This is a genomic window from Chryseobacterium aquifrigidense (assembly GCF_006716485.1).
GTDB classification, from domain to species: domain Bacteria; phylum Bacteroidota; class Bacteroidia; order Flavobacteriales; family Weeksellaceae; genus Chryseobacterium; species Chryseobacterium vietnamense.
The window spans coordinates 280,637-301,081 of the sequence record NZ_VFPD01000003.1; the positions used below are offsets into that span (position 1 = coordinate 280,637).

Consider the following 20,445-nt stretch of genomic DNA (forward strand, 5'->3'; position numbering starts at 1 on the left):
ACCATGTTTTTGACGGTGAACGAGGTTTAGAGATAGCGCAAGTGCCCCAAGGAATAAATCCAAATCAAATTGCCATTGCAAGAGAATTTATCGGATCAGATGGATTGCCTGAATGGTACTATGTAAAAGAACACCCATGTTTATATGAAAAAACTTAGTAAAAATATAAGAATATACCAAGACAGTAAAGAACTCCCCTTTTTGAATTATAAAAGAATTATTCAGACAGGGGATTTTTATTACATGGTAAAAGGATATGAATCTGGTGATACCATCAATGCAGATGTTGATGTTTTGAAGGCTAAATTTAAGGAGATAGAAGAAGATTATGCTGCTTCGATCAACACCAAAAACTCTGATGTCCTTACCTATGGTGAAGTTGCAATTGTTACAAACGAATTAAATAAGTTTAATATTCTCCTTCTTTTTGTTGAACAGGCTATCAAGGCTCAGGAACTCAGAGCGAAATTGCAAGAATTGATTCAGGAAATCGAAGAAGATGATAAAGAAGCAGATGCTGAAGAAATTGAAATGCTGATGGCTTTGTCTTCAATGGAACATTCTGGGTTTGATAATTCTGATATAAAGGATCTTCTTGCTGACTTTAAGGTGCAAAAAAGTGATGATCTATACAAACAAAGGCAATTCCTTCAAAACAGACTTGACAAGCTTAATAACCAGCTTCTAAAACTTAACAGTCAGCTTGAAAAAGCAAAAGAAAACAGAGTTGATTCAAATTCTGATTTTGATATTGATGAACAGTATATCAATGTGTGTATCGGCTTGGAAATGCATGTTGATCCAAAATTAATTTCTCTTTATGAATTTGGAGTAATGGTAAAGGTGTTAATGAAAAGAGTTGATGAAATAAATAAAATGAACAGAGATGCCAGATAAATTAGCCATATTGCAAGCTCAAGCTATTATTGCAGATTTAAAAGCGGTTGAATCTGAAGCAAGAAAGCTTAATACTACTTTCAAGGAAACTGTAAAGCAAACCGAAAAAATTAATAATGGATTTAATTCTGGAAGATTAAGAGATTATACAGCTTCTTTCAGGGAATTAAATTCCATTACAACTCAATATGTCAATGTTGAAAGGCAATTAGCTGAATCTTTGGCAAGAACCGCAAATTTAGAACGTCAACAAGCGAGACTTCAAACCGAACAAGCCAGAACCAGAAGAGAACTAGCAGAAGCCAGAAGATCAGAAAGCCGTGAGAGACAACAGTCAGCAAGAGAGGCGGCAGCAGAAGCTAGAGCTAACAGGGAAGCAACCAGTGCTCATGCTCAACTGACAAAACAAACACGTCAAGCAAGACAGACGGCCCGGGATTACGGTTCCGAAATGGTATTATTGAGAGAAAGGCTCAGACAAGGTACAATTTCTCAACGTGAATACAGAAGCCAAATATCTCAACTTAATAGAGATTTTAGAAGTACAACGAATGAAGCAATACGTCTTGAGAGAGAGCTTAGACGTGTAAATCAACAGACTTTACCATCCAATCAAAGAAGTGGAGCTTTACAGGGAAGGGTTACGGATATCTTAAAGGGGGTTGTGGGGGCCAGTGCAATAGGTAATATTGCCAATGGAATTGTTGGAATTGCTACAGATGCTTATGAAACTGTAAAAGCGTTAGATGCTCAAAATCTAGCGTTAAAAAGCGTGTTTGAAACTGAAGCTCAAATGGCATTTCAGAAAGAATATCTATCTGAATTAACCAACAAGTATGGATTAGAGCTGGTATCTACTACAGATGCTTATGTGAAGTATTCGGCAGCTGTAAAAGGTACATACCTGGAAGGTGAACAAGCAAGAAAGATTTTTGATAGTTTTTCCGGTGCATCTGCAAAATTAGGATTATCGGCAGAACAGTCTACAGGGATCTTCAAAAGTCTGGAACAAATGATTTCAAAGGGCAAAATTCAAGCCGAGGAATTGCGTGGCCAGCTGGGTGACCGTATGGCCGGCGCATTCAAATTGTTTGCTGATGGTATGGGAGTTTCCACCGCTGAACTTGATAAAATGTTGAAGGCGGGAACTGTAGTAGCAGATAATGTACTTCCTCAGGTAGCGGAAAGACTTTCTGAGGTTTACAATTTAGATACTGCAGGAAACATTGACACGATTGCCGCCGCTCAAAACCGTCTAAAAAATGAGTGGACATCTTTCTTAAGTGATTTCACTGATAATAAAGATAATGTAGATTTTCTCGCTGGAAGTATAGATGCATTGTCTTATGCTGTTAAGTTCTTGCTGGATATTCTGGTTAAAGATGGATCAGCTGGGAGGGAAATTGTAGGAGGCTTGATTGATATTATAGGCTCGTTGTTTGATGCTCTAGGCACTGTTACTGGTATTACAGAGACCACATCTACCAAGATGGAGAAATTTCAAGCAACATTGCAATTTGTGAGTGCTGATGTTAACATTTTAGCTTCTGCCATTAAATATCTGACTAGTGTTGTTTCAAATTTTTTCTCAACAATGTTTGAAGAAAACGGATGGGATAAGTTTAGCCAAAAGATGGAAAAAAGCGCTGATGGCTTTATTAATTCATATAATAAGTGGAATAAAGCAACAAATGACGCTGACAGATTATTCACCGGATTAACTGCAAATGAAAGGAAGCAGAAGGAAAGAGAAAATGAGATAGAAAAAGTAAGAGACTTATGGAGTGACGCCTTAAAGTCTAAAAAAGCATATTTCCAGTATAAAGGTTTCTATTATGAAACAAAGGGCGGTAAACCTACAGGAAAAAGCCTTGATGAATACATTGATCGAGGTGATAAGCTAGAAAAAAAGGCAATAGTAAAAAGAACTGTTTTGCCTGGTGATAATAAACCTTCAAGACAAAGAGGATCTTCATTAACAGGTGGGCAAAAAGATTTCCTAATGATTTTAGATGGGGAAAGAAGTACCGAACTTGCAAATTTAGAACGTGACAGACTTGCTTTAAAAATTGGTTATGAAGATTACCTTCAGGAAAAAGAAAACATTGCTATCCGATATGATAAAAAACTTCAGGACTTTCTAAAAGGCGCAAACGCCAAAGAGATCAAATTGAAAGGTGCTTCTTATAAAAAAGCCATAGATGCAGCCGTACAATCAAATGAAAAACTTTATAATGAAAGATCTAAAAACCTAGAAACTAATTTCAATAAGGAAAAAAATATTATTGAAGGTAAGAATCGAGAAATTCAAAAAAACCAAAACATCAGCGATGCCGACAGATTAAGACAGCAAAATGATATAGATTCAGAACTTATTCAAAAAACAGCTGATTCCTATGAAAAAAGAATCCAACTGGCGGCCAGCATGGGACAAAGAGTGTTAGAGCTGGAACGTGATAGGGATGAAGAGATTGCTAAAATAGAAGATCAAAGGCTTCAGCGAATGGCTGCTATTCCTGAAGCAATCAGAAGTGAAATAGAGTATCAAAGTGAAATTCTTTCTGCAAACAAGGATATTTCTTATGAAAAACAAAGACAACTAATCCTTACCAATAAAAAGCTAAGCGCAGAAGAAAGATCCTATCAGTTAGCTGTTCTGGATAAGCAAAACGAGATAAAAACTACTGAGCAGGAAATTGAAAAACAAACGAAGCTTAGAGATTCAATAACGAGCCGCCTTCTTAATGAAAAGGCAATTGGTTTACCTGGAGCCCCAACGAAGGAAGATATAAAATTACTTGCGGAATATGGCGCTGAAATAGAAAGGTTAACGAATGTAAATATTCAAAATAAGAAGGATCTTGATCTTTTAAACTTTGATAAGATGGCAAAAGGGTTTGAACCTATTGTCAACATGATCTCCAGTGGACTAAATGATTTGGGATTGAGTCGGGTTTCAGATCAGTTCACCAAAATGTATCAGAAAATTTTGGATGAAGGAAAAGACTTCTCTTTGTCAAATAAAGAAATATTTGAAGCAGCTGGAGCTGTAATTTCTGATTTTGCTCAAATGTTTACCAATGCTCAGAAAGAAAAAACTATTGCTGCCTTAGATGAACAACTTAAATATTCACAGGAAGCAACAGAGCAGGAACTTGGATTTATCAACAGTAGGTTAGAGGCTTTAAACAGTCTTGAAGAGCTTACAGCAGAACAGACCGCGGAAAGAAACAGGCTTGAAGATGAAGCCAGAGTTTATAAAGACCAGCAAAGACAGCGTGAAAAACTTATTGAAACCCAAAAAGCAAGGGCCGAACAAAAAGCTGCAGCTCAACAGGCCCTGATTAATGGTGCATTAGCTGCAACTATGACACTTGCACAGATGGGGTTCATTGCTGGGGCTATTCCGGCAGCGTTGGCACTTGGTTTTGGTATTGCGCAATCGGTTGCCATCATGTCCAAAGATCCGGTTCCTAAATACTGGAAAGGTAGAACTGGAGGTAAGGCAGAATTCGCAATTACTCAGGATAGAGGTCGTGAGATTATCGCAGGTGAAGACGGTCGGATTAAATCTTTAGGATCTGATTCCGGCGATAAAATGACCTGGCTTGATAAAGGTGACACTGTTTATACAGCTGATGAAACAAAACAAATCCTTAAAACAATGGGACCTTCTGCCAAAATTGGAAGTAAAGTCTTCCAAAGTATTGCAAGAGAAAGCATGATTGCCCCTCAAGTTTCCATAGTAAATAATTACCAGGATAATTCAGATGCTATTGCCGAAAAATTAGGAAAAAGGTTTGATCAGTCTTTAGCACGATATGATAAGCCTGCCATCATAAAAAGAAGTGGATTCATCTATTTATACCGAGGCGCAAACTATGCTGAAGAAATAGGATCATATGATTTAGAAACCGGAAAAGAAACATTTTACTCATGATACCAATAAACCATATAATAAACGAAAACAGCGTTAAAAATATTTTCAAGTTCATAGTACCCTCTGGATCTTTCCAGGGGGAATATGTCATAAATAAACCTGACGGGTGGGATGATGTAGACTCTATTGTAAATATTGATGATGAATTATTGTTTGTGAAAGATTTTATCATTGGTGAAAACACAAAGCTGAAATTCTACCAGTACAGTAACAAAATAGCTTATGATGTACTTTTTAATGTCAATCAAGAACAATCTGGAGACGGCCGGGTCATCTTTAAGTGGTTAGCGATAAAAGAAGGTGTTGAATATGATTTACTCAAAGATAACTTTGAGGTAAACATGAATAAGTACAAGAATACACTCGAAAATAATACTTTCGTCATTGATGTAGAACTAATAAAAAGCGAGGCGCAAAATAAACTTTTTAACCGGGATGATGTTACAATTGATTTGTTTGGAACTAAGGACATTGATGAAAATGTAATTACACCAGTAGAGACATTTCCCATAGGCTATAAGAAGGGGGATAAGAAGCTTTCAAATTTTTATTCTTATGATATTTCTCAACTGCAAAATGTTGTAGTTCAAAGTAATGATCATTTTTTGTCTTTTTCAAGATCTGACGAATATGGTTTTGGAGATAATACAAATGATTTTTGTGGAGTTAAGTATACTGTATTCTACGCAATAGATCAAGGTCCATTTGTTTCAACAAATATTTCTCTAAAGAAACTTCAGGTTGAAATCAGCAATCTACATGTTAAGTTTACTAAGAGTGGCGGAGGCGCTCCTTATGTTAAGCTTCAAGCCTACATTAATGGAGCAGGAGAAAACAAAAAAATTGATCTTCAAGCAAATGGGGAACTTATTGATTCTGTTGAAAAAACTGAAGGAGGTGTTACTTATTCTGAAATTAAGATTGATAATGTTCAGTTTGGTTTGCCTAGCCCAAACGAAAATTTAAGATCAGGGCAAAGCCTTTCATTTTATTTTCATAGTGATGATTTCTTTGTATTTGAGTCTGTTAAAACAAATACAAGTATTGAACTAACAACCAATATGGAATCACCATTGGTAAGAACTACGGGAATTAGAATAATTGATGCGATAAAACAGGTTGTTAAAAATTATACTTCTTCAGGACTAAGTGTTTTAAGTAATTACTTAGGATTTGGCGGAACATATTATGATACATCTATTTCTACTGGGGTGTTTTTAAGGGGGTTGCCTGAAACCTACACTGTAGGGCAGAAAATTAAAACATCATTTAAATCTATGGTTACTGAGGGCGCTGCTAAATTACTTTCATTAGGGTATGATGTTTTAAACTCAAATGTTATTATTGAAGATACGGCTTATTTCTTCAAAGATGTAAAAGTGTATGATCTTTCTAATAAATTGTATTTACAGGAAGGTTATAGTGTTGAAAATGATAAAGATGTTGTTTTCAACACAATGATTTTTGGTTCTAAAAAATATTCTAAAAATGTGAAAGATGATATCCAAAATTTCATTACTTCAGCAGAATTTACAACACCGATTATAACTACTAAAAATAAGTTTGACAAACAAACAGATTTAATTGTTGATGAGTATAAAATACAGGAATTAATAGAGGATAAAAGTTCATCGACAAATGACAATGATGATGATTTGGTATTGGTAGACCTTGCTTATCAAAATAATTATTGGGATTCAGGAATATTTGAAAATTGTATTCATTCTAATAAAGGGGGTAATTTATCCTTAGTATGCACTGTAACACCTTTTGACACAACATTAATGCAAGTGGGAGCAGAAGTACAAATAACAGAAGGTATAAATTCAGGGACATGGACAATTTTATCTATAAATAAATTTGAATTGATTCTTAATAAAACATCTGGTATAGAAGAAGGTTCATCTGACACTCCTATTACATACTATATATCATCTCTCATTAAAAACAGATCTATCAGGGATGGTTTTACGGAAGATCAATTTGTAAGAAATCCTGAAACTTCCACAAATTCCCGTCATAATCCGAAATATCACATGGCAAGATGGTTCCAATGGTTTGGTAGCGGATTAAGGAAAAAGCAAAGTTCTGAGCTATTAAAGGTGACAAACTACAAGAACAATGACAAAGCTCAGATGAAAATAAATTCAACTGACCTCGTAAATGAACTGCCTGGTTTAATTACTGTGGGAGCTGATGAAAATTTGGGAAGATTGAGAGCTTATAAGCAGCCTTTCTTTTCCGGAGAAAAAATTGAGATTTCTTACACAGATGTGACATTTAAAGAGTTCATTGCGCTGTACGAAAATTGGAGGTATGGAATTTCAGGTAATAGATTAGAAAGCCGTGGATATGTAACTTTGAATACTCCTTTAGGAATTTATGATGCTTATCCATTCGGTGACGGTGCATTTTCCCATGATCGTAAAACAAATGTTCTTAGCTTCAAAGGTAAAATAAAAGGGAAATCAGTATCTAATCCAACACTAGTTTCAGTTGTACAAGAAAATAAGAATACAGTCACATTGCACTGGGATTATGTTTCTGAATATATATCGCCAACAGTAGATGCTCAATATTCTATTGATGGGGTTAACTGGATTACGCTTCATCAATTCTTTAACGTAAAACAAGGAACTATAATTGATGATATTTTCACTAATATAATTACTGGGACAAACGTATATTTTAGGGTAATTGCCAACACAAATGATTTTGTAAATAAAATTTCAAATACATTAACAGTTGATTGGGATTATAATCCATACACTATAATCGTGAATAATAAGGCAGAAAATGCTGACTGTGGATATAGTAGACTTGTTTTAGATATCAAAGGTAAAGCTAATTTTAATGTTGAATATACTTATCAATTCTTGCCAGGAGGGGGAAAATTGTATGTAACAAATTTAGATGGCACAGGGGGTAATGTTATTATAGAAACAGGCTATGGTCTTCCTGTGTCAGGAACTGACAGTACAACGTTAAATATAGATGGCACTACAGCCAGATTATTTATGGAATTACTAAATTCAGATAAAGCTGAAGGACTGCAACCTTTAAATTGTACTGTAGGTGATACGGAATATACTGTTTATGCTTATCTAAGTGTAAAATTTACAGACACCATCACCAATACGTTTAAAATATTTGATTTGCAGACCATAACTACCAAAAAATACTTAGAATTTACGCCACCAGTAGAATAAAATTAAGTGAAATACGTGTGTTATACTTCACAATACCATAACACGGCCAACATAATTTTGTCTTATGCAGAAATTCTGGTATCATAGCCCGGTAAGATTCTACAGAACAATTGAAGAGCTGGAGGACATGACTAATCCGCAAAATACACAGTATTACGGACATGTAAAACCCTATCCTCTGGAGGTGAATTCATATCATAGATATCTAATACCTAATTATCAGAATGAAGTGGAAGATACAGATCTTTCTTTATTTCTTATTGGTGATAATGTAATTCAAATTCCATGTGAATTTGGTGTGAGTGATGGTAAGCTATTCCGGATTACTTTTATTAGTTCTGAAGAAATTCAGGGACATTTTGAAATAAGAGATTCTACCGGAATAGCTATTTTTTATTCAAACTGCGTTCGGTTTACAGATAGCTCTATGAAGGACGGTCGAAAATACATCCGAGTTGCCACGCAATGTAATTATAATAGAAACCTGTTCTCATTTGCAGATAATAAACATGACTGGATTATTACCAACCTACCAGCTTACTGTATGGGAGAATTTGACATTGACGAGGACATAAAATCAGCTAAGACCGGAAATTTAGGTTCTACTAAAATAAACTCTGCATGGATTGAAGAGAATGTTTCCTACAAAATCCGGGCTGAAGGAGATAATAATATCCTTTCGTTTATAGCAGTTCACTCCACAAACCAAGATTTTTACATTGACGGAACAAAAAGAACCAGAAAAGAAAAGCCAGAAACAACCGACTTCACCAATGAAATAACAATGAAGTTTTCAAATATGAAAGATGAAAACGGATTGAATATCATTTTTGATGAAGATGCTGCACTCTCAGATGTTTTTAAAAAAGCATTAGCTACTGGAGAATTGACAGCAGTTTATGTATATAATTCTAACTATATAATACCTACAGAACATGTCTGATCAAATTATACAAGCACCATTTGTCAAATCAGTGCCTATCACTGAAATTCCAATAACGCAAGACCCTTTAACTGGTCATATTGCTAACTATAATCCACAGGGTGAATTAACATTTACCCCAATTGATTCATTTAGAAAATTAATTTCCACAGGAATTGTAGGTATGGCAACTACTTCAAGTTCACCAACTCCTTATGATCCGGCAACCTACCCTGATGGCCTTTATGAAAAGTGGGACGTTAATACAGCGGGGACATATACTAATTTTAAAGATTCTCTAAATCAACCTATTGTAGTTACTGCAGATCCTGATTTAAAGAATCATTTTGTTCAGATATGGGTTAATAATGGTGTTTCTCAGAAGGTATTGGCTGATATAGGTGAAAAGGCTGAAACACAATTTAACATCAATAGCAACAAGCCAATTGCCAATAGTGCTGTTACCCCCATGTATGATTGGTTTGAAAAAGAGGGTGTAACACCTGTGATAAATATAAATTTTGATTCCAATGATTCAGAAACAGGGCTTGTAAATAATAACGGAACTAACTTTGCTTCTGTGAGTACTGGCAGACGTACCTCGTTTATTCCAGTTAAGGAGGGAACAACCATAACGGGCTTGTTTTTCCTTGGGAGTGCCTACAATGGAATATCTTTTTATTCAGCTGCAAGTGTAGGCTCGTATGTTGCTGGGGTACCGGGTGTAGGTGCTGATAATAATACTGGACATACATTAAACTACACAACTCCTGCAAACGGTTATATTAGAGTATCAGCATCTGAGGATTCAAGTAGAAATTCCTATGCAACTATCACAGAACCAAGCCAAGTAATAATCAAGTCTTTTGACGAAGTCCTGCAAGAAAAGACAGATAAAGACTTCGACGTAGACAGTGACAAGCCTATTGCAAACAGTACGGTTGCTCCAATTTATGAATGGCTGCCTAAAGATATTGTATCAGATACAACCGTAACAGTAGGTTTCACAACAAACGTAAACAGCGGGTACATTAATAATCTGGGAATTGCTGTACCTCAGTTGGAATCTGTTAACAACAGGTATACTAATTTTATTCCGGTATTAAAAGGAGATTTGATCAGTGGTATTGCTTATATGTCATCAACACCGAATGCGATTTCTTTTTACACTGCAGCAGATGAAAGTACATATGTTTCCGGGGTTAAAGGTACTGGTTCCAGTCAGTCATCACCAGGCACATATAGCTTTGTCGCTCCTGCGAATGGATTTGTTAGATTTACTTCTAGCACATTAGGTGTAGGCTCATTCAATATTAGAACTATTGTTTATGGAGGCTTCACATCATTACAGGATTACGTGAAGGAAGTAATGCAGGTGCCTGACACCAACTTGGTAGATGCTAAAAGAACAAATGATTTGAGAATGAATCCGGACACAAAGTTGTTTGAAGCTTACAGAGGCGGATTTTCTCAGTTCTGCAGGTTAAGACCTTTGGAGAAATGTTTTTATAAATCATCTCACAATGCGTTTTTTCTAAAAGATACAGGTGAACGTGTCGATATGGCTTTGGTTAACGGCTTATACATTGGGGAATATACGGCTGATGCCTCAGGTAATTTCTATACTGCAAACAGATTTAGCGGTGATTTCTACCTAAAAAAGCAGGAATATGAACTATTTAAAGGGAAAAGAATTTTAAAGGGTGGAAGCATAATCGATGATGCAAAATGCAACGTTATCAAGTTTATGTATGTTCCTGGAATGGATGTGTTGAATATTAAAACCAAAAGACCGCCTGAATATCCGTTTATCGTTCGTCAGGGGCAAACATGGGGATTTGAAGACAGTACCAGTGAAGAGGTTTCATTCTTCTTTAGCTATTCCACAAGAGCCACCATTTATGTAAACTGTTATGATTTAGATTTCTTTGAATTTAACAGAACTATTGTACCAAGGGAAACAAGACAGATTAATAACGGTGATAATATGCTGATCGGAAGTGAATTATACTCATACAATTTTGGTGATGAATTTGCAGGGCCTACATTAGATCTTAAAAAATGGAAGTATAGAACAGGGGAAAAATCCAACGGGAATAACGTTAAAGAGGCAATTACTTTCGGCGGTGGAAATCTAAAAATAAGGGTTTGGGCAAATACTCCCGGAAATACTACATATATTCAGGATGAAAACGGAAACAATACCGGAACTTTAACAACAAAGGCATTCAATGGTGGCGGGATCATCAGTCTTGTTGATGACATTCAGTATGGATATTTTGAAGCCTCAATTAAGATGCCTTCATCATACTACATGCACAGCTCATTCTGGACTACGCAATCATTTTTGAACTCTGGGGAATCCTCGCTTACAAAGAATGAAATAGACATTGTTGAGTTTGATATGAAAAGCAATACTGTGGCAACGGGATTCAATATGTTAAGTGCCATTCACCGATGGACTCCAAGTCATGCAAGTTTAGGATATGGAGCAAAGGTGGATTACTTCAATACTACAATGAACGACTATACTCAGAATTTTAACCGATTCGGTTGTCTGGTAACCAAGGATTTTATAGCAATGTATTTCAATGGCGTTCTGGTGAACACTATTACTTACAAAGAACTGATCGGGTTTTCTGTAAATCCTTGCGAAATTATTTTGAGCTGTCTTCCATACACCACTCCTGACTTACTGGGAAAACCAGAGGATTTTATGGAAGTTGAATATGTGAGATATTATAAGCCAAATTAATTGTTTAAAAATCGTCTTTCAACTAGATGGTAAAATAATGCGGATACTGGCAATATAAATACTATGACAAAAGCAAACAAAATTATCTGCCTTACATCATTCGTTAAATCGAAATTATTAAGTAAAATCAAATTTGCAAGAGCTAAAAATGGACCATGTATTAAATAAAGACTATAAGAAATCTTACCTAAAAATTCCATGGGTTTTGACTCTAGTAAAAATAGTGTCTTGTTGTGAGTCTTTTTATAGACAAAACAAGAATATAAAAAATAGGAAAAGAAAAGCCCCAGTGTAACATTTGCAATAAGTGGACTGGTTTTTCTGAAAATTAGAAATGCAAAAAAAGCACACAATAAAACAGAAGATAAAGGTAGATTGATTTTATTAAATGATTTTGATCGAAAAGCATAGTAACAGCAAACTACTCCCATAAAAAATAATATCAAAAACTGAGGGGCAGCGAAAGGAACAATTTTATAAAGAATAAGGGCTAAGATGGTAATTACAGAAAAAGAAACTAGTAGATTATACTTCTTCCAAAAGAATAAGATCAGTGGAAAAAACCAGTAAATCTGCCATTCTGTAGCTATTGACCAATGAGCGCCATTTATTTTATAGATCCAAGAATTATTAAGATTATGAAATAAACCTATATGACTTACAACAGAACCTATAGTTACTGGCAACTTATTATCCCAAGCAGTATTATGGGGCTCTTGTAAAATTGGAAAAAGGAAAATTAGTAACCCAGAAAGTAATAATGCGATGTAATAAGGAGGAATCAATCTTTTTGCTCTTCTGGAGATATATCTTTTGAAGCCTCCTTTTAAATTAAGATCATTGTTAACAATAGGTATAGCTAAGCAAAAACCAGATAATACAATGAAAATTGCAACAGCGATATGACCGATAGAAAGTGGTTTCTGCAAAATATTTAAAAATATATTTTCGGACCATTTAATTTTTTCTGTAGCATAACCATTAAACAGCATAGAATGAAAAAGTACTACCCAAAGAGCGGCCAACCCCCTAATCCCATCTAAAAAATCAAACCTCATTTTTACCATAAAAAAAATTTAGACAAGCAAAAGTAATAAAATAAAAACATTTAAAATGAAATGGGAAATCCAATAATAAATTTTATCGTTAATAACCTGATTTCGATTCATTCAGGTCCAGCATATAGTAAAGCATTTTCGGCTTTAAAATTGGCTGCTGTTCCAGCTGTTGGATTATCCCTTTCAGAAAGGATAACAGGTTGGTATCTTGAAAGAGAAAGCTTTATAATAATATTGGCTTTCTCATTGATCGCTGATTTGATTTTAGGTGTTTGGAAGCATTTGGAGAAACATAGTTTTTCATTTGAAAAAATGCTATGGGGATTTACAAAGAAACTGGCATTTTCTATTCTATTTTACTTTTTCTCAGAAGCGTTTTTACAGATTTTACAAGATTCCGGATATGAGTCTTTAGCTATAACCGGATTTCTAAGAATTTTACTTTTTGCGTGGCCAGCTGGAAATGTAATGGTTAATATGGGAATTCTTACAGGTGGAAAATTTCCTCCATTGTTTGTGCTTAATAGGATTGCAAAGTTCAATAAAACAGGAGATTTAAAAGACTTGAAAAATACAGCAAATGAAAACAAGAATACTGATCTTAATCCTTCTGAGTAGTTTATTACTCGGATGTAGGACCAAGCATAAGACGTCTTTTTATTCAAAGGAAGGTAAGACGGAAATTGAGCGTGTAAAACTGGATTCAGTGAAAGAAAAGACCGTAAAAGAGTCTACCAAGAAAGTGACTGATCAGACAGTTAAAAAGCAGGTTCAGGATTTTTCCGGGGACATTGTCATAAAAGGAAAGTCTGACACTTTAAACCCTCTTATTTTTCACAATGTTGTTTCCGGAGATACACTTCAAAGTATTGTCATTCGTGGGACCGCTGATTATTACATAAACAATCACTACCGGAAGTCGGCGGAAGATAAAAAAGAAACATTGAGCGAAGAAAAAACAAACATAATCCAGGATCTTGCAAAAACGGCCGTGTCGAAAGAGACTATAAAAAAGGTTGCTGCAGAAGTGGAAAAGAAAACCAATGACATCAAAGCAAAAGGTTTTCAGGCAGGAATGTGGATTGTTCTGGCCGTTTTTGGAGTCGTGGCAATTGTAATATTTGGAGTTTATAAATACTTAAAAAGAAAATGAAAACATCACAAAAAGGAATAAACCTAATTACATCATTTGAGGGATTCAGTTCAAAACCTTATCTGGATTCAGCAGGAATTCCGACAATAGGATATGGCAACACTTACTATCCAGGGGGGAAAAAAGTAACCATGAAAGATCCAGCAATCACGAAAGAAAAGGGAGTTGAATTATTTGCTGCAGTTCTGCCGACTTATGAAAAGATTGTGAACTCAAAAGTAAAAGTGCCTTTAACTCAAAATCAATTCGACGCTTTGGTTTCGCATACCTACAATACCGGTGGATCAGATGGACTGTTTTCTTTGATTAATAAAAAAGCAGATGAGCAGACAATTAGAAATTGGTTCACCACGAAATACATTACCGCAGGCGGAAAAGTTTTAAACGGACTGATCCGGAGAAGGAAGGCGGAAGCTGATTTGTTCTTTTCAAAATAGGCTGAAGTACTACAAGACCGTTTTTAAGTAGATTACGGGAAGCCGTATTTTTGTGTTATAAAATAGTGTATTTTTATGACGTATAAATATGGCAAGGTCTCGACAAAATAACACACCAGTACAACAACCTGCACAACAACTACCCGTTCAAAATTGGTGGGATAAATTTCTTATAAAAATAGGTTCTACTGGTGGCGCTGTAATAGTTTTGATTACTGTTGCTGGGGGCTTTTTTGAAGCAGGAAGAAAATACATGGAAAATGAAAAGAATATTGAAATTTTTGATTTAAAAACTGCACATAAATCAAAAGTGGACTCTCTTATCGTTAAACATGCAGCCGAATTAAAAAAACAATTAGATAAAAATCAGGAAAAGGATGGAAAAAAGTAAAAGTGCTTCTTTAATCAAAGATCAGCTGAAAACTCTAAAGAATGATTTGTCGAATTTAGATCCAAACTTTTCTTCACAAGAAATAGATTCATATAGTATATCTTTAGATAATATTATAGCTGAAGTTGATCAATTAGAAAAAAGGCAAAAAGGAATTAACCACATATTTGTAGCTGCGTTAATGCTAATTTTGGTTTGTGCTTTTTTATTGTATCAAACAAATAAATACCAAAATATATTAGATCAAAGAATTGATCAGGTTACAAAAATGACTTACACGGCTGATTCAATTTTAACCAATGCAAAGTCAACTGATTCAGTTTTCGACAAGACAACAGAAGAAATTACCAGGATTTTTAAAATAAAACAACATCAACAGGATTCTTTATTAGGTTTAGCGTCAAAGTATAGAGATTCATTGCAAGTTGCCAAGTATAAAATAAGTTTGGCTCAAAAGGAGTACGGAATTAGCTTTAGAGAAAGAGTAATTAATAATACTACTATAATTAGTATATATACCGAATATGATTTATTTAAAAAGGGAAATAATCGTAAAAACAAAAATGTATTAAATGACACCATAAAATAATTCCCCACTGGTAGGTGGGGAGTTTTGCTATTTTACTACAACATATCCTTTTAAGGCAACTTGGGAATTGACGGTTATCATTTTATTAACATGCATATACTTAACTTGCACGTGGTCTAATATAATTGCTATTAGATCGTTATTTTCATCAGGATAATAATAAAATTGAATTATTGGCTTTTCGTCACTTACAACGTTGGTGTTTAGCATTAAAACCATTCCATTTTCAGTCGCCATCCAATTTTCTTTAGTAAATTCGATTGTCATGATTATTATTTTTTTTGTTAAGCTGCCAATATACAAACAATTAAAAGTCAATCGTTACGGTTTCCCGTAGAGTTATTACTACAGTCTAACAGTATATTTACGGAGTTTTTTTAAGAGACAAAACAAGTCAAGTTTTTTTTAGCCTCCTATGGGAGGTTTTTTTATGACTTGACTCATAAATCAAGTAGAGGGGAGTTATTAAATTTGTACTGTTAATAAATAAATTTTAACATAAGTTTTTATACCTCCTGCTATCTGGGAGGTTTTTTATTTGGTAGTAACTATGAAATATTGACTGTTTATTATTTCATTTTTTAGTAGGTGGATGCTTTTTCTTTAGTTTCTTTATATCTGAATTAAGCTCATCAAAAACTTTATAAACATCATCATAATCCTGGGCAAGCATATTTTGCTTGTTTAGATTATTTACTTTTTGGATGAGATTAACCTTAGCAGTATTTATCTTCTCCTTATCCTCAGGAACATCCCACATCCTAATGGCAAGCTGTGTTTTATTTATAAACTTATTCTTTTTTAAAAATTCATCCATATCCATGGATACAAATATAAGAAAAATACATATCAAATGTTATATAAAAAACTTGCAAATACATATCAAATGTTATATATTTGTACATAACAAAAGATATGTAATAATGAATCATAAAAACGATATAGTTTGCTGGTTTTCTGGAGGGGTAACTTCTGCAGTTGCCATTTATTTATGCATTCAAATATTCGGGCTTGATAGATGTCGTATAATTTTTATTGATACAAAAAATGAGGATGATGACACATATCGATTCTTAAAAGATTGTGAAAAATGGTATGGGAAAAATATTGAGTGGCTTTCAAATGAAGAGTATGATAATATTGAAGAAGTTTGGTATAAATATAAAGGATTAAACTTTGCTCACGGTGCTATCTGTTCCAGTGAATTAAAAAGAGCTGTAAGGTTATATTTTGAGAAACATAATTATTTCGTGATGCAAGACTTCGGGTTTGATATTAAGGAGCCGAAAAGAGCCGAAAATATGACGAACAACTATCCAAATTCAAAATGTGTGTATCCTTTACTTATGTTTGGATGGTCAAAAAAAAGATGTATCGAAGAATTGCAGAATGAAGGTATAAAAATACCGCGAGCTTATGAATGGGGTTTTCACAATAACAATTGCTTAAAAACCGGGTGTGTACAGGGCGGCATAGGATATTGGCAGCTTTATGGAAGAACTTTTCCTGATCGTTTCTATCGTATGGCAGAAATAGAACATGAATTAACGAGCTTAAAAGGAAGGCCTGTGACTATGCTGCGAATACAAAAAGGTACAGGAAAAAATAAACAGGTATTTCCACTGTTTTTAATTCCACATCCTGATTATCCAGATCTTCCTAAATTTGCAGATCAAAAAGGACGTGAACCCAAACCGCTTACTGAATGTAATGGATTTTGTTCAGTAAATGATGGCCTGAAAAACGAGACAGTTGAAGAAATAAATTTTGATAAAAACGAAGAAGAATTATTAATTGGAAAATTATTTTAACCATAAACAAAGTAGTCATGAAACTTATCCCCCTTTCCGATTTTGTTTTAGCACAGGAACAAATTTTAGAAGAAGTCTATTCTAATTTTGAACACCCGTCTGAATGCGACAAGGCAAGACTTGAATTCGTTGTGCGAGTAACGAATTATACTAAATTTCTAAAACAGCCATTGACGCTGGGAATGTTTGTGTCTTGTGATGAAGTTGGGAATGTTTTGGAAAGACCATATTTTGATGGAAAGAGCGAGGCGTATTATGCTCACGAAAAACATTCATATGAGGCCGCCCAAGAAAAAGTGCTGTTTAAGGGATTTGAATATTCGGGAGTTTGGGGCGGTTTTTATGAGTTAAAACATTCGTCTGGAAAATCGCTGTATTTAAAAAATGATTCGACAGGAACAACAGAAAAGCAGTTATTATCCCAACCGCATGAAATTGAATTAACCCCTTCCGCACTAGAGGCTATAGGAATAAAAAACTGAAATTATGAGAAATAATAAGCATTGGGCCGAAGATTTAAAAAAGGATGATAAGTGCAAAGCCACTATTCGTCATAGAACCGACGGAACAAAAAACCGTAAAAACGTTGAAATAAGCATTATATTGAATTGTATTGAATTCGGCGTGCCTTCTGTTTTGGGTAAGGATGAGGAAGGGATTACCTACAGAGTGCCATATAACGAGCTGGAGGCTATAGGGATAAAAGAGTAGATTATGGAAAAATTCAAAGGAGAATATAAAACGCTTATTAATAGGTACGATAAGTGGGAAGATCAAAAAAGGCGTAGAATAGAGAAAGATATTAAAGCAGTTATAAAAAGAAGATGTATGGCTTTAGGAGTTGATTGCACTAATACACAGCATTCTTTTTATACCGATCTTGAATATGATGAAGAAATAAAAAGAAAAAGAATTCAACAGTTCCATGACTTTATAATTTATGTTGCCGACCATCATAAAGTTGATTTTTATTTTACTGTTGAAAATGGAAAATTTAGATGGCTTGGATAAATTAACCCCACGGAGTAGTCTCCACAAAATATAAGAATATGGAAACGATAGAAAAAGATGAATGGATAAAAATAAATTCAATAGGCGATTTGCCAATTGAATCAGGGAAATATAAGGTTGTAATTAAAGACAGAAATTTAGATTACGGTAGTTCATGGTGGATAGAAGAATATTGGCGAGATGAAATGGATTCTGAAAAATGGTTGCGTATCTATTCTCATTATAAACCAATTGAAGACGAGAGATTTCCTATAGATTAAAATACAACTCATTAATTTGAGTTTTCATGGTTATTAGTTTATCCTCGGGTTTCCGGGGATTTTTTATGATCGTACTCATAAACAGTCATTCAATAAAGTTTTATATTCAAATGTTTTTTTGAATGTTTAACGACATTTAATTTATCCCTGGAGAGATCTGGGGATTTTTATTTTCTCCATCTCGTGAAAACGCATATTCATATGCATTATTAATACTGAAAAAATTAAGATTGTTACTAATTGTAACATTTATTATTTTGTATTTGTTACAAATTGTAGCAATTTTGGATCATGGAAATTATAGGAATTGTAACAAAAGTTACTGCAACATACATTCGGGTTCAGACCATAAAGAAGAAACAAGAGATCGATGTTTTCTATACAGAAAGCCGTGAGAAAGCTGTATTCTACAGATTTCAGGAACATATGGTGACCAAACTAGAAGTAGAACCTGAAGAAGTTGATTTTAATGGACTCAAGCTTGCTAAGCTATGGTTAAAGTACGTGATAACCCCTGAAAAATTAAATCCAGAAGATTACAGCAGTAGGATTTCAGGATCACCCGCAGAAATAACTTCTATACTTTACAAAAAAAATGCATAATATTTGTATTTTAGGTTTAAAATATTAATCATGTGCAATAGAGTAGATAATGCAGGACTTTCAATTGAGGAAGTTTCAGCAGCCTTGGCAGCAGAAATAGTTGAGCATAATTACATCCTTAAGCCGGAAGTAAATGCGTTTGACGTGCCAGCGATGCCAATAGTTTTGGACCACCACGGCCGGAAGATCACCCACGGAACCTGGCGACTTTATAAAGATGCTGACAAAGCAAAACCCGGAAAAGGTATAAACTTAACCGCTGAAAAAACCCACACATTTTACAGGAAATTTGAGCATAACAGAGCCGTGGTTCCGGTTGCAGGCTTCTATGATTGGATGCACCTGAATAATCCCGGAAGAAAAACTCCGATCACGGTAAAGCACCGTGTTAACTGGAAAGATCAAGATAATTTCTATATTGCTGCGTTTTACGATGTATGGGATAACGGAGAAATAGGGTTTGGACTCGTGACTACCGTTGCAAATGAATTGATGTCTGTTGTACACAATTCAAAACAACGGATGCCTATTTGTATGGACGTTGGAACCGCAAACAGATTTCTGAATGATGAACCGATTGAAAGCTTCGAGTTCCCAGCTTATGATCCTGCCTTAGTTGCTGTAAACTTGGAACCACAAAAAATGCCTAAAGAAGATCCACCAATCCAAACATCCCTTTTTTAATAATGGAAGATCATAAACACATATTTCAGCTTCTCGCAAACTATATAGAAGACGATCCAGATAATATGGTAAACTTCTATGATGATGCCATGAATTTAATTCGCGGAGCTGCAGCAGATAAAAATATTGAATTTGACGGTTACTTCCGGGAACGTTGGGAAATATCCGCCGACACAATTTTTGAATTTGACGAGGAATATTTTGAGGATGAGGACCGCCGTGATCTTTACGTATTTCTTTCAGCTTTAGTTGATGAAGTTATTTTCAATTATTTGCATTACGTATGGCACCATGTATATCATGAGGAATTAACTGAGGATATAGTGGAAAGACGTATATTAGAGCTAAGAGAAAAAGGTGTTAAATTTTAATTGAAAATGCATAATAAAATTAACGAAAAAGAGCATCGAGCTAAAATAAATAATCTTCTTGGTAAGATAGATTCCGGACAAGGACATCCGTTAGAAATAAGTATCATGACAAAGGAAGTTATCAAATTAGAAAGCGAACTTCAGGATCTTAAATTAGAGTTTCGGAAAAAAGTCATTGAATTATTACCTGGAGAATCTCCCAGCGAAATATATAAGATTACTCAGACTCTTCCTTTGGAGTACCAAGAAGAATACTTTTTATTGCTTTCCGAAGGAGTTTCATTTGACTCAGCGTTCCAACAGCTGAAAATTAAATACAATTTTTAAAAGAAAAAGGCGTATCATTTTAGATAC

General features: G+C 34.6%; 22 protein-coding genes. 19 read left to right on the forward strand and 3 right to left on the reverse strand.

The annotated features are described in order from the left end of the window. Positions 1–144 precede the first annotated feature (144 nt). The 5 genes from FB551_RS20010 (at position 145) to FB551_RS23610 (ending at position 11,723) form a co-directional block, all read left to right on the forward strand. Positions 145–897: a hypothetical protein gene (locus FB551_RS20010; protein ID WP_142018691.1), complete on the forward strand. Its 753-nt coding sequence runs from the start codon at positions 145–147 to the stop codon at positions 895–897. After that, positions 887–4,837, forward strand: coding sequence for a tape measure protein (locus FB551_RS20015; protein ID WP_142018692.1), 3,951 nt, complete (start codon positions 887–889; stop codon positions 4,835–4,837). The genes FB551_RS20010 and FB551_RS20015 overlap by 11 nt, the downstream gene beginning before the upstream one ends. Then, a complete protein-coding gene (locus tag FB551_RS20020; RefSeq protein WP_142018693.1) occupies positions 4,834–8,046 on the forward strand; it encodes a hypothetical protein in 3,213 nt (1,070 codons plus the stop codon). The genes FB551_RS20015 and FB551_RS20020 overlap by 4 nt, the downstream gene beginning before the upstream one ends. Before the next feature lie 64 nt (positions 8,047–8,110). After that, the gene (locus tag FB551_RS20025; protein ID WP_142018694.1) at positions 8,111–8,989 is read left to right on the forward strand and encodes a hypothetical protein; all 879 of its coding nucleotides are present in this window, start codon (positions 8,111–8,113) and stop codon (positions 8,987–8,989) included. After that, a complete protein-coding gene (locus tag FB551_RS23610) occupies positions 8,982–11,723 on the forward strand; it encodes a glycoside hydrolase family 16 protein (protein WP_142018695.1) in 2,742 nt (913 codons plus the stop codon). Before FB551_RS20025 ends, FB551_RS23610 begins: the two co-directional genes overlap by 8 nt. Here the strand turns inward: FB551_RS23610 and FB551_RS20035 are convergent. After that, the gene (locus FB551_RS20035; protein ID WP_142018696.1) at positions 11,720–12,790 is read right to left on the reverse strand and encodes an acyltransferase family protein; all 1,071 of its coding nucleotides are present in this window, start codon (positions 12,788–12,790) and stop codon (positions 11,720–11,722) included. The genes FB551_RS23610 and FB551_RS20035 overlap by 4 nt on opposite strands. 51 nt (positions 12,791–12,841) lie before the next feature. Here FB551_RS20035 and FB551_RS20040 point away from each other — a divergent pair, with 51 nt between their 5' ends. The 5 genes from FB551_RS20040 (at position 12,842) to FB551_RS20060 (ending at position 15,351) form a co-directional block, all read left to right on the forward strand. Further along, on the forward strand, positions 12,842–13,399 hold the full coding sequence (locus FB551_RS20040; protein WP_142018697.1) for a phage holin family protein: 558 nt from the start codon (positions 12,842–12,844) through the stop codon (positions 13,397–13,399). Further along, positions 13,362–13,934 (forward strand): hypothetical protein, encoded by a 573-nt coding sequence (locus tag FB551_RS20045; protein WP_142018698.1) that lies wholly within the window; start codon positions 13,362–13,364, stop codon positions 13,932–13,934. Before FB551_RS20040 ends, FB551_RS20045 begins: the two co-directional genes overlap by 38 nt. After that, positions 13,931–14,371 carry a lysozyme gene (locus tag FB551_RS20050; protein WP_142018699.1) on the forward strand — a complete coding sequence of 147 codons (441 nt, stop codon included), beginning with the start codon at positions 13,931–13,933 and terminating at the stop codon, positions 14,369–14,371. The genes FB551_RS20045 and FB551_RS20050 overlap by 4 nt, the downstream gene beginning before the upstream one ends. A gap of 88 nt (positions 14,372–14,459) precedes the next feature. Further along, positions 14,460–14,762: a hypothetical protein gene (locus FB551_RS20055; protein ID WP_142018700.1), complete on the forward strand. Its 303-nt coding sequence runs from the start codon at positions 14,460–14,462 to the stop codon at positions 14,760–14,762. Next, entirely contained in the window at positions 14,749–15,351 is a 603-nt protein-coding gene (locus tag FB551_RS20060; RefSeq protein ID WP_142018701.1) for a hypothetical protein, read from the forward strand. Before FB551_RS20055 ends, FB551_RS20060 begins: the two co-directional genes overlap by 14 nt. A gap of 27 nt (positions 15,352–15,378) precedes the next feature. Here FB551_RS20060 and FB551_RS20065 read toward each other — a convergent pair whose 3' ends face one another. After that, positions 15,379–15,618, reverse strand: a complete 240-nt coding sequence (locus FB551_RS20065; RefSeq protein ID WP_142018702.1) for a hypothetical protein — start codon at positions 15,616–15,618, stop codon at positions 15,379–15,381. Positions 15,619–15,925: 307 nt separating this feature from the next. After that, on the reverse strand, positions 15,926–16,174 hold the full coding sequence (locus tag FB551_RS20070; RefSeq protein WP_142018703.1) for a hypothetical protein: 249 nt from the start codon (positions 16,172–16,174) through the stop codon (positions 15,926–15,928). Between the two features lie 100 nt (positions 16,175–16,274). Between FB551_RS20070 and FB551_RS20075 the strand changes: the two genes are divergently transcribed. The 9 genes from FB551_RS20075 to FB551_RS20115 all read left to right on the forward strand — a co-directional run bounded on the left by FB551_RS20075 (position 16,275) and on the right by FB551_RS20115 (position 20,418). Continuing rightward, positions 16,275–17,162 carry a phosphoadenosine phosphosulfate reductase domain-containing protein gene (locus tag FB551_RS20075; RefSeq protein ID WP_142018704.1) on the forward strand — a complete coding sequence of 296 codons (888 nt, stop codon included), beginning with the start codon at positions 16,275–16,277 and terminating at the stop codon, positions 17,160–17,162. 17 nt (positions 17,163–17,179) lie between these two features. After that, a complete protein-coding gene (locus FB551_RS20080) occupies positions 17,180–17,644 on the forward strand; it encodes a hypothetical protein (RefSeq protein WP_142018705.1) in 465 nt (154 codons plus the stop codon). A gap of 4 nt (positions 17,645–17,648) precedes the next feature. After that, the gene (locus FB551_RS20085) at positions 17,649–17,873 is read left to right on the forward strand and encodes a hypothetical protein (RefSeq protein ID WP_142018706.1); all 225 of its coding nucleotides are present in this window, start codon (positions 17,649–17,651) and stop codon (positions 17,871–17,873) included. Positions 17,874–17,876: 3 nt separating this feature from the next. Beyond that, positions 17,877–18,173 (forward strand): hypothetical protein, encoded by a 297-nt coding sequence (locus FB551_RS20090; protein ID WP_142018707.1) that lies wholly within the window; start codon positions 17,877–17,879, stop codon positions 18,171–18,173. Between the two features lie 38 nt (positions 18,174–18,211). Further along, on the forward strand, positions 18,212–18,433 hold the full coding sequence (locus tag FB551_RS20095; protein WP_142018708.1) for a hypothetical protein: 222 nt from the start codon (positions 18,212–18,214) through the stop codon (positions 18,431–18,433). 291 nt (positions 18,434–18,724) lie between these two features. Then, complete coding sequence (locus FB551_RS20100) at positions 18,725–19,036, forward strand: hypothetical protein (RefSeq protein WP_142018709.1); 312 nt, start codon at positions 18,725–18,727, stop codon at positions 19,034–19,036. Positions 19,037–19,066: 30 nt separating this feature from the next. Beyond that, a complete protein-coding gene (locus FB551_RS20105; RefSeq protein ID WP_142018710.1) occupies positions 19,067–19,720 on the forward strand; it encodes an SOS response-associated peptidase family protein in 654 nt (217 codons plus the stop codon). A gap of 2 nt (positions 19,721–19,722) precedes the next feature. Then, positions 19,723–20,091 carry a hypothetical protein gene (locus FB551_RS20110; RefSeq protein WP_142018711.1) on the forward strand — a complete coding sequence of 123 codons (369 nt, stop codon included), beginning with the start codon at positions 19,723–19,725 and terminating at the stop codon, positions 20,089–20,091. Between the two features lie 6 nt (positions 20,092–20,097). Further along, a complete protein-coding gene (locus tag FB551_RS20115) occupies positions 20,098–20,418 on the forward strand; it encodes a hypothetical protein (RefSeq protein ID WP_142018712.1) in 321 nt (106 codons plus the stop codon). Positions 20,419–20,445: the final 27 nt, after the last annotated feature.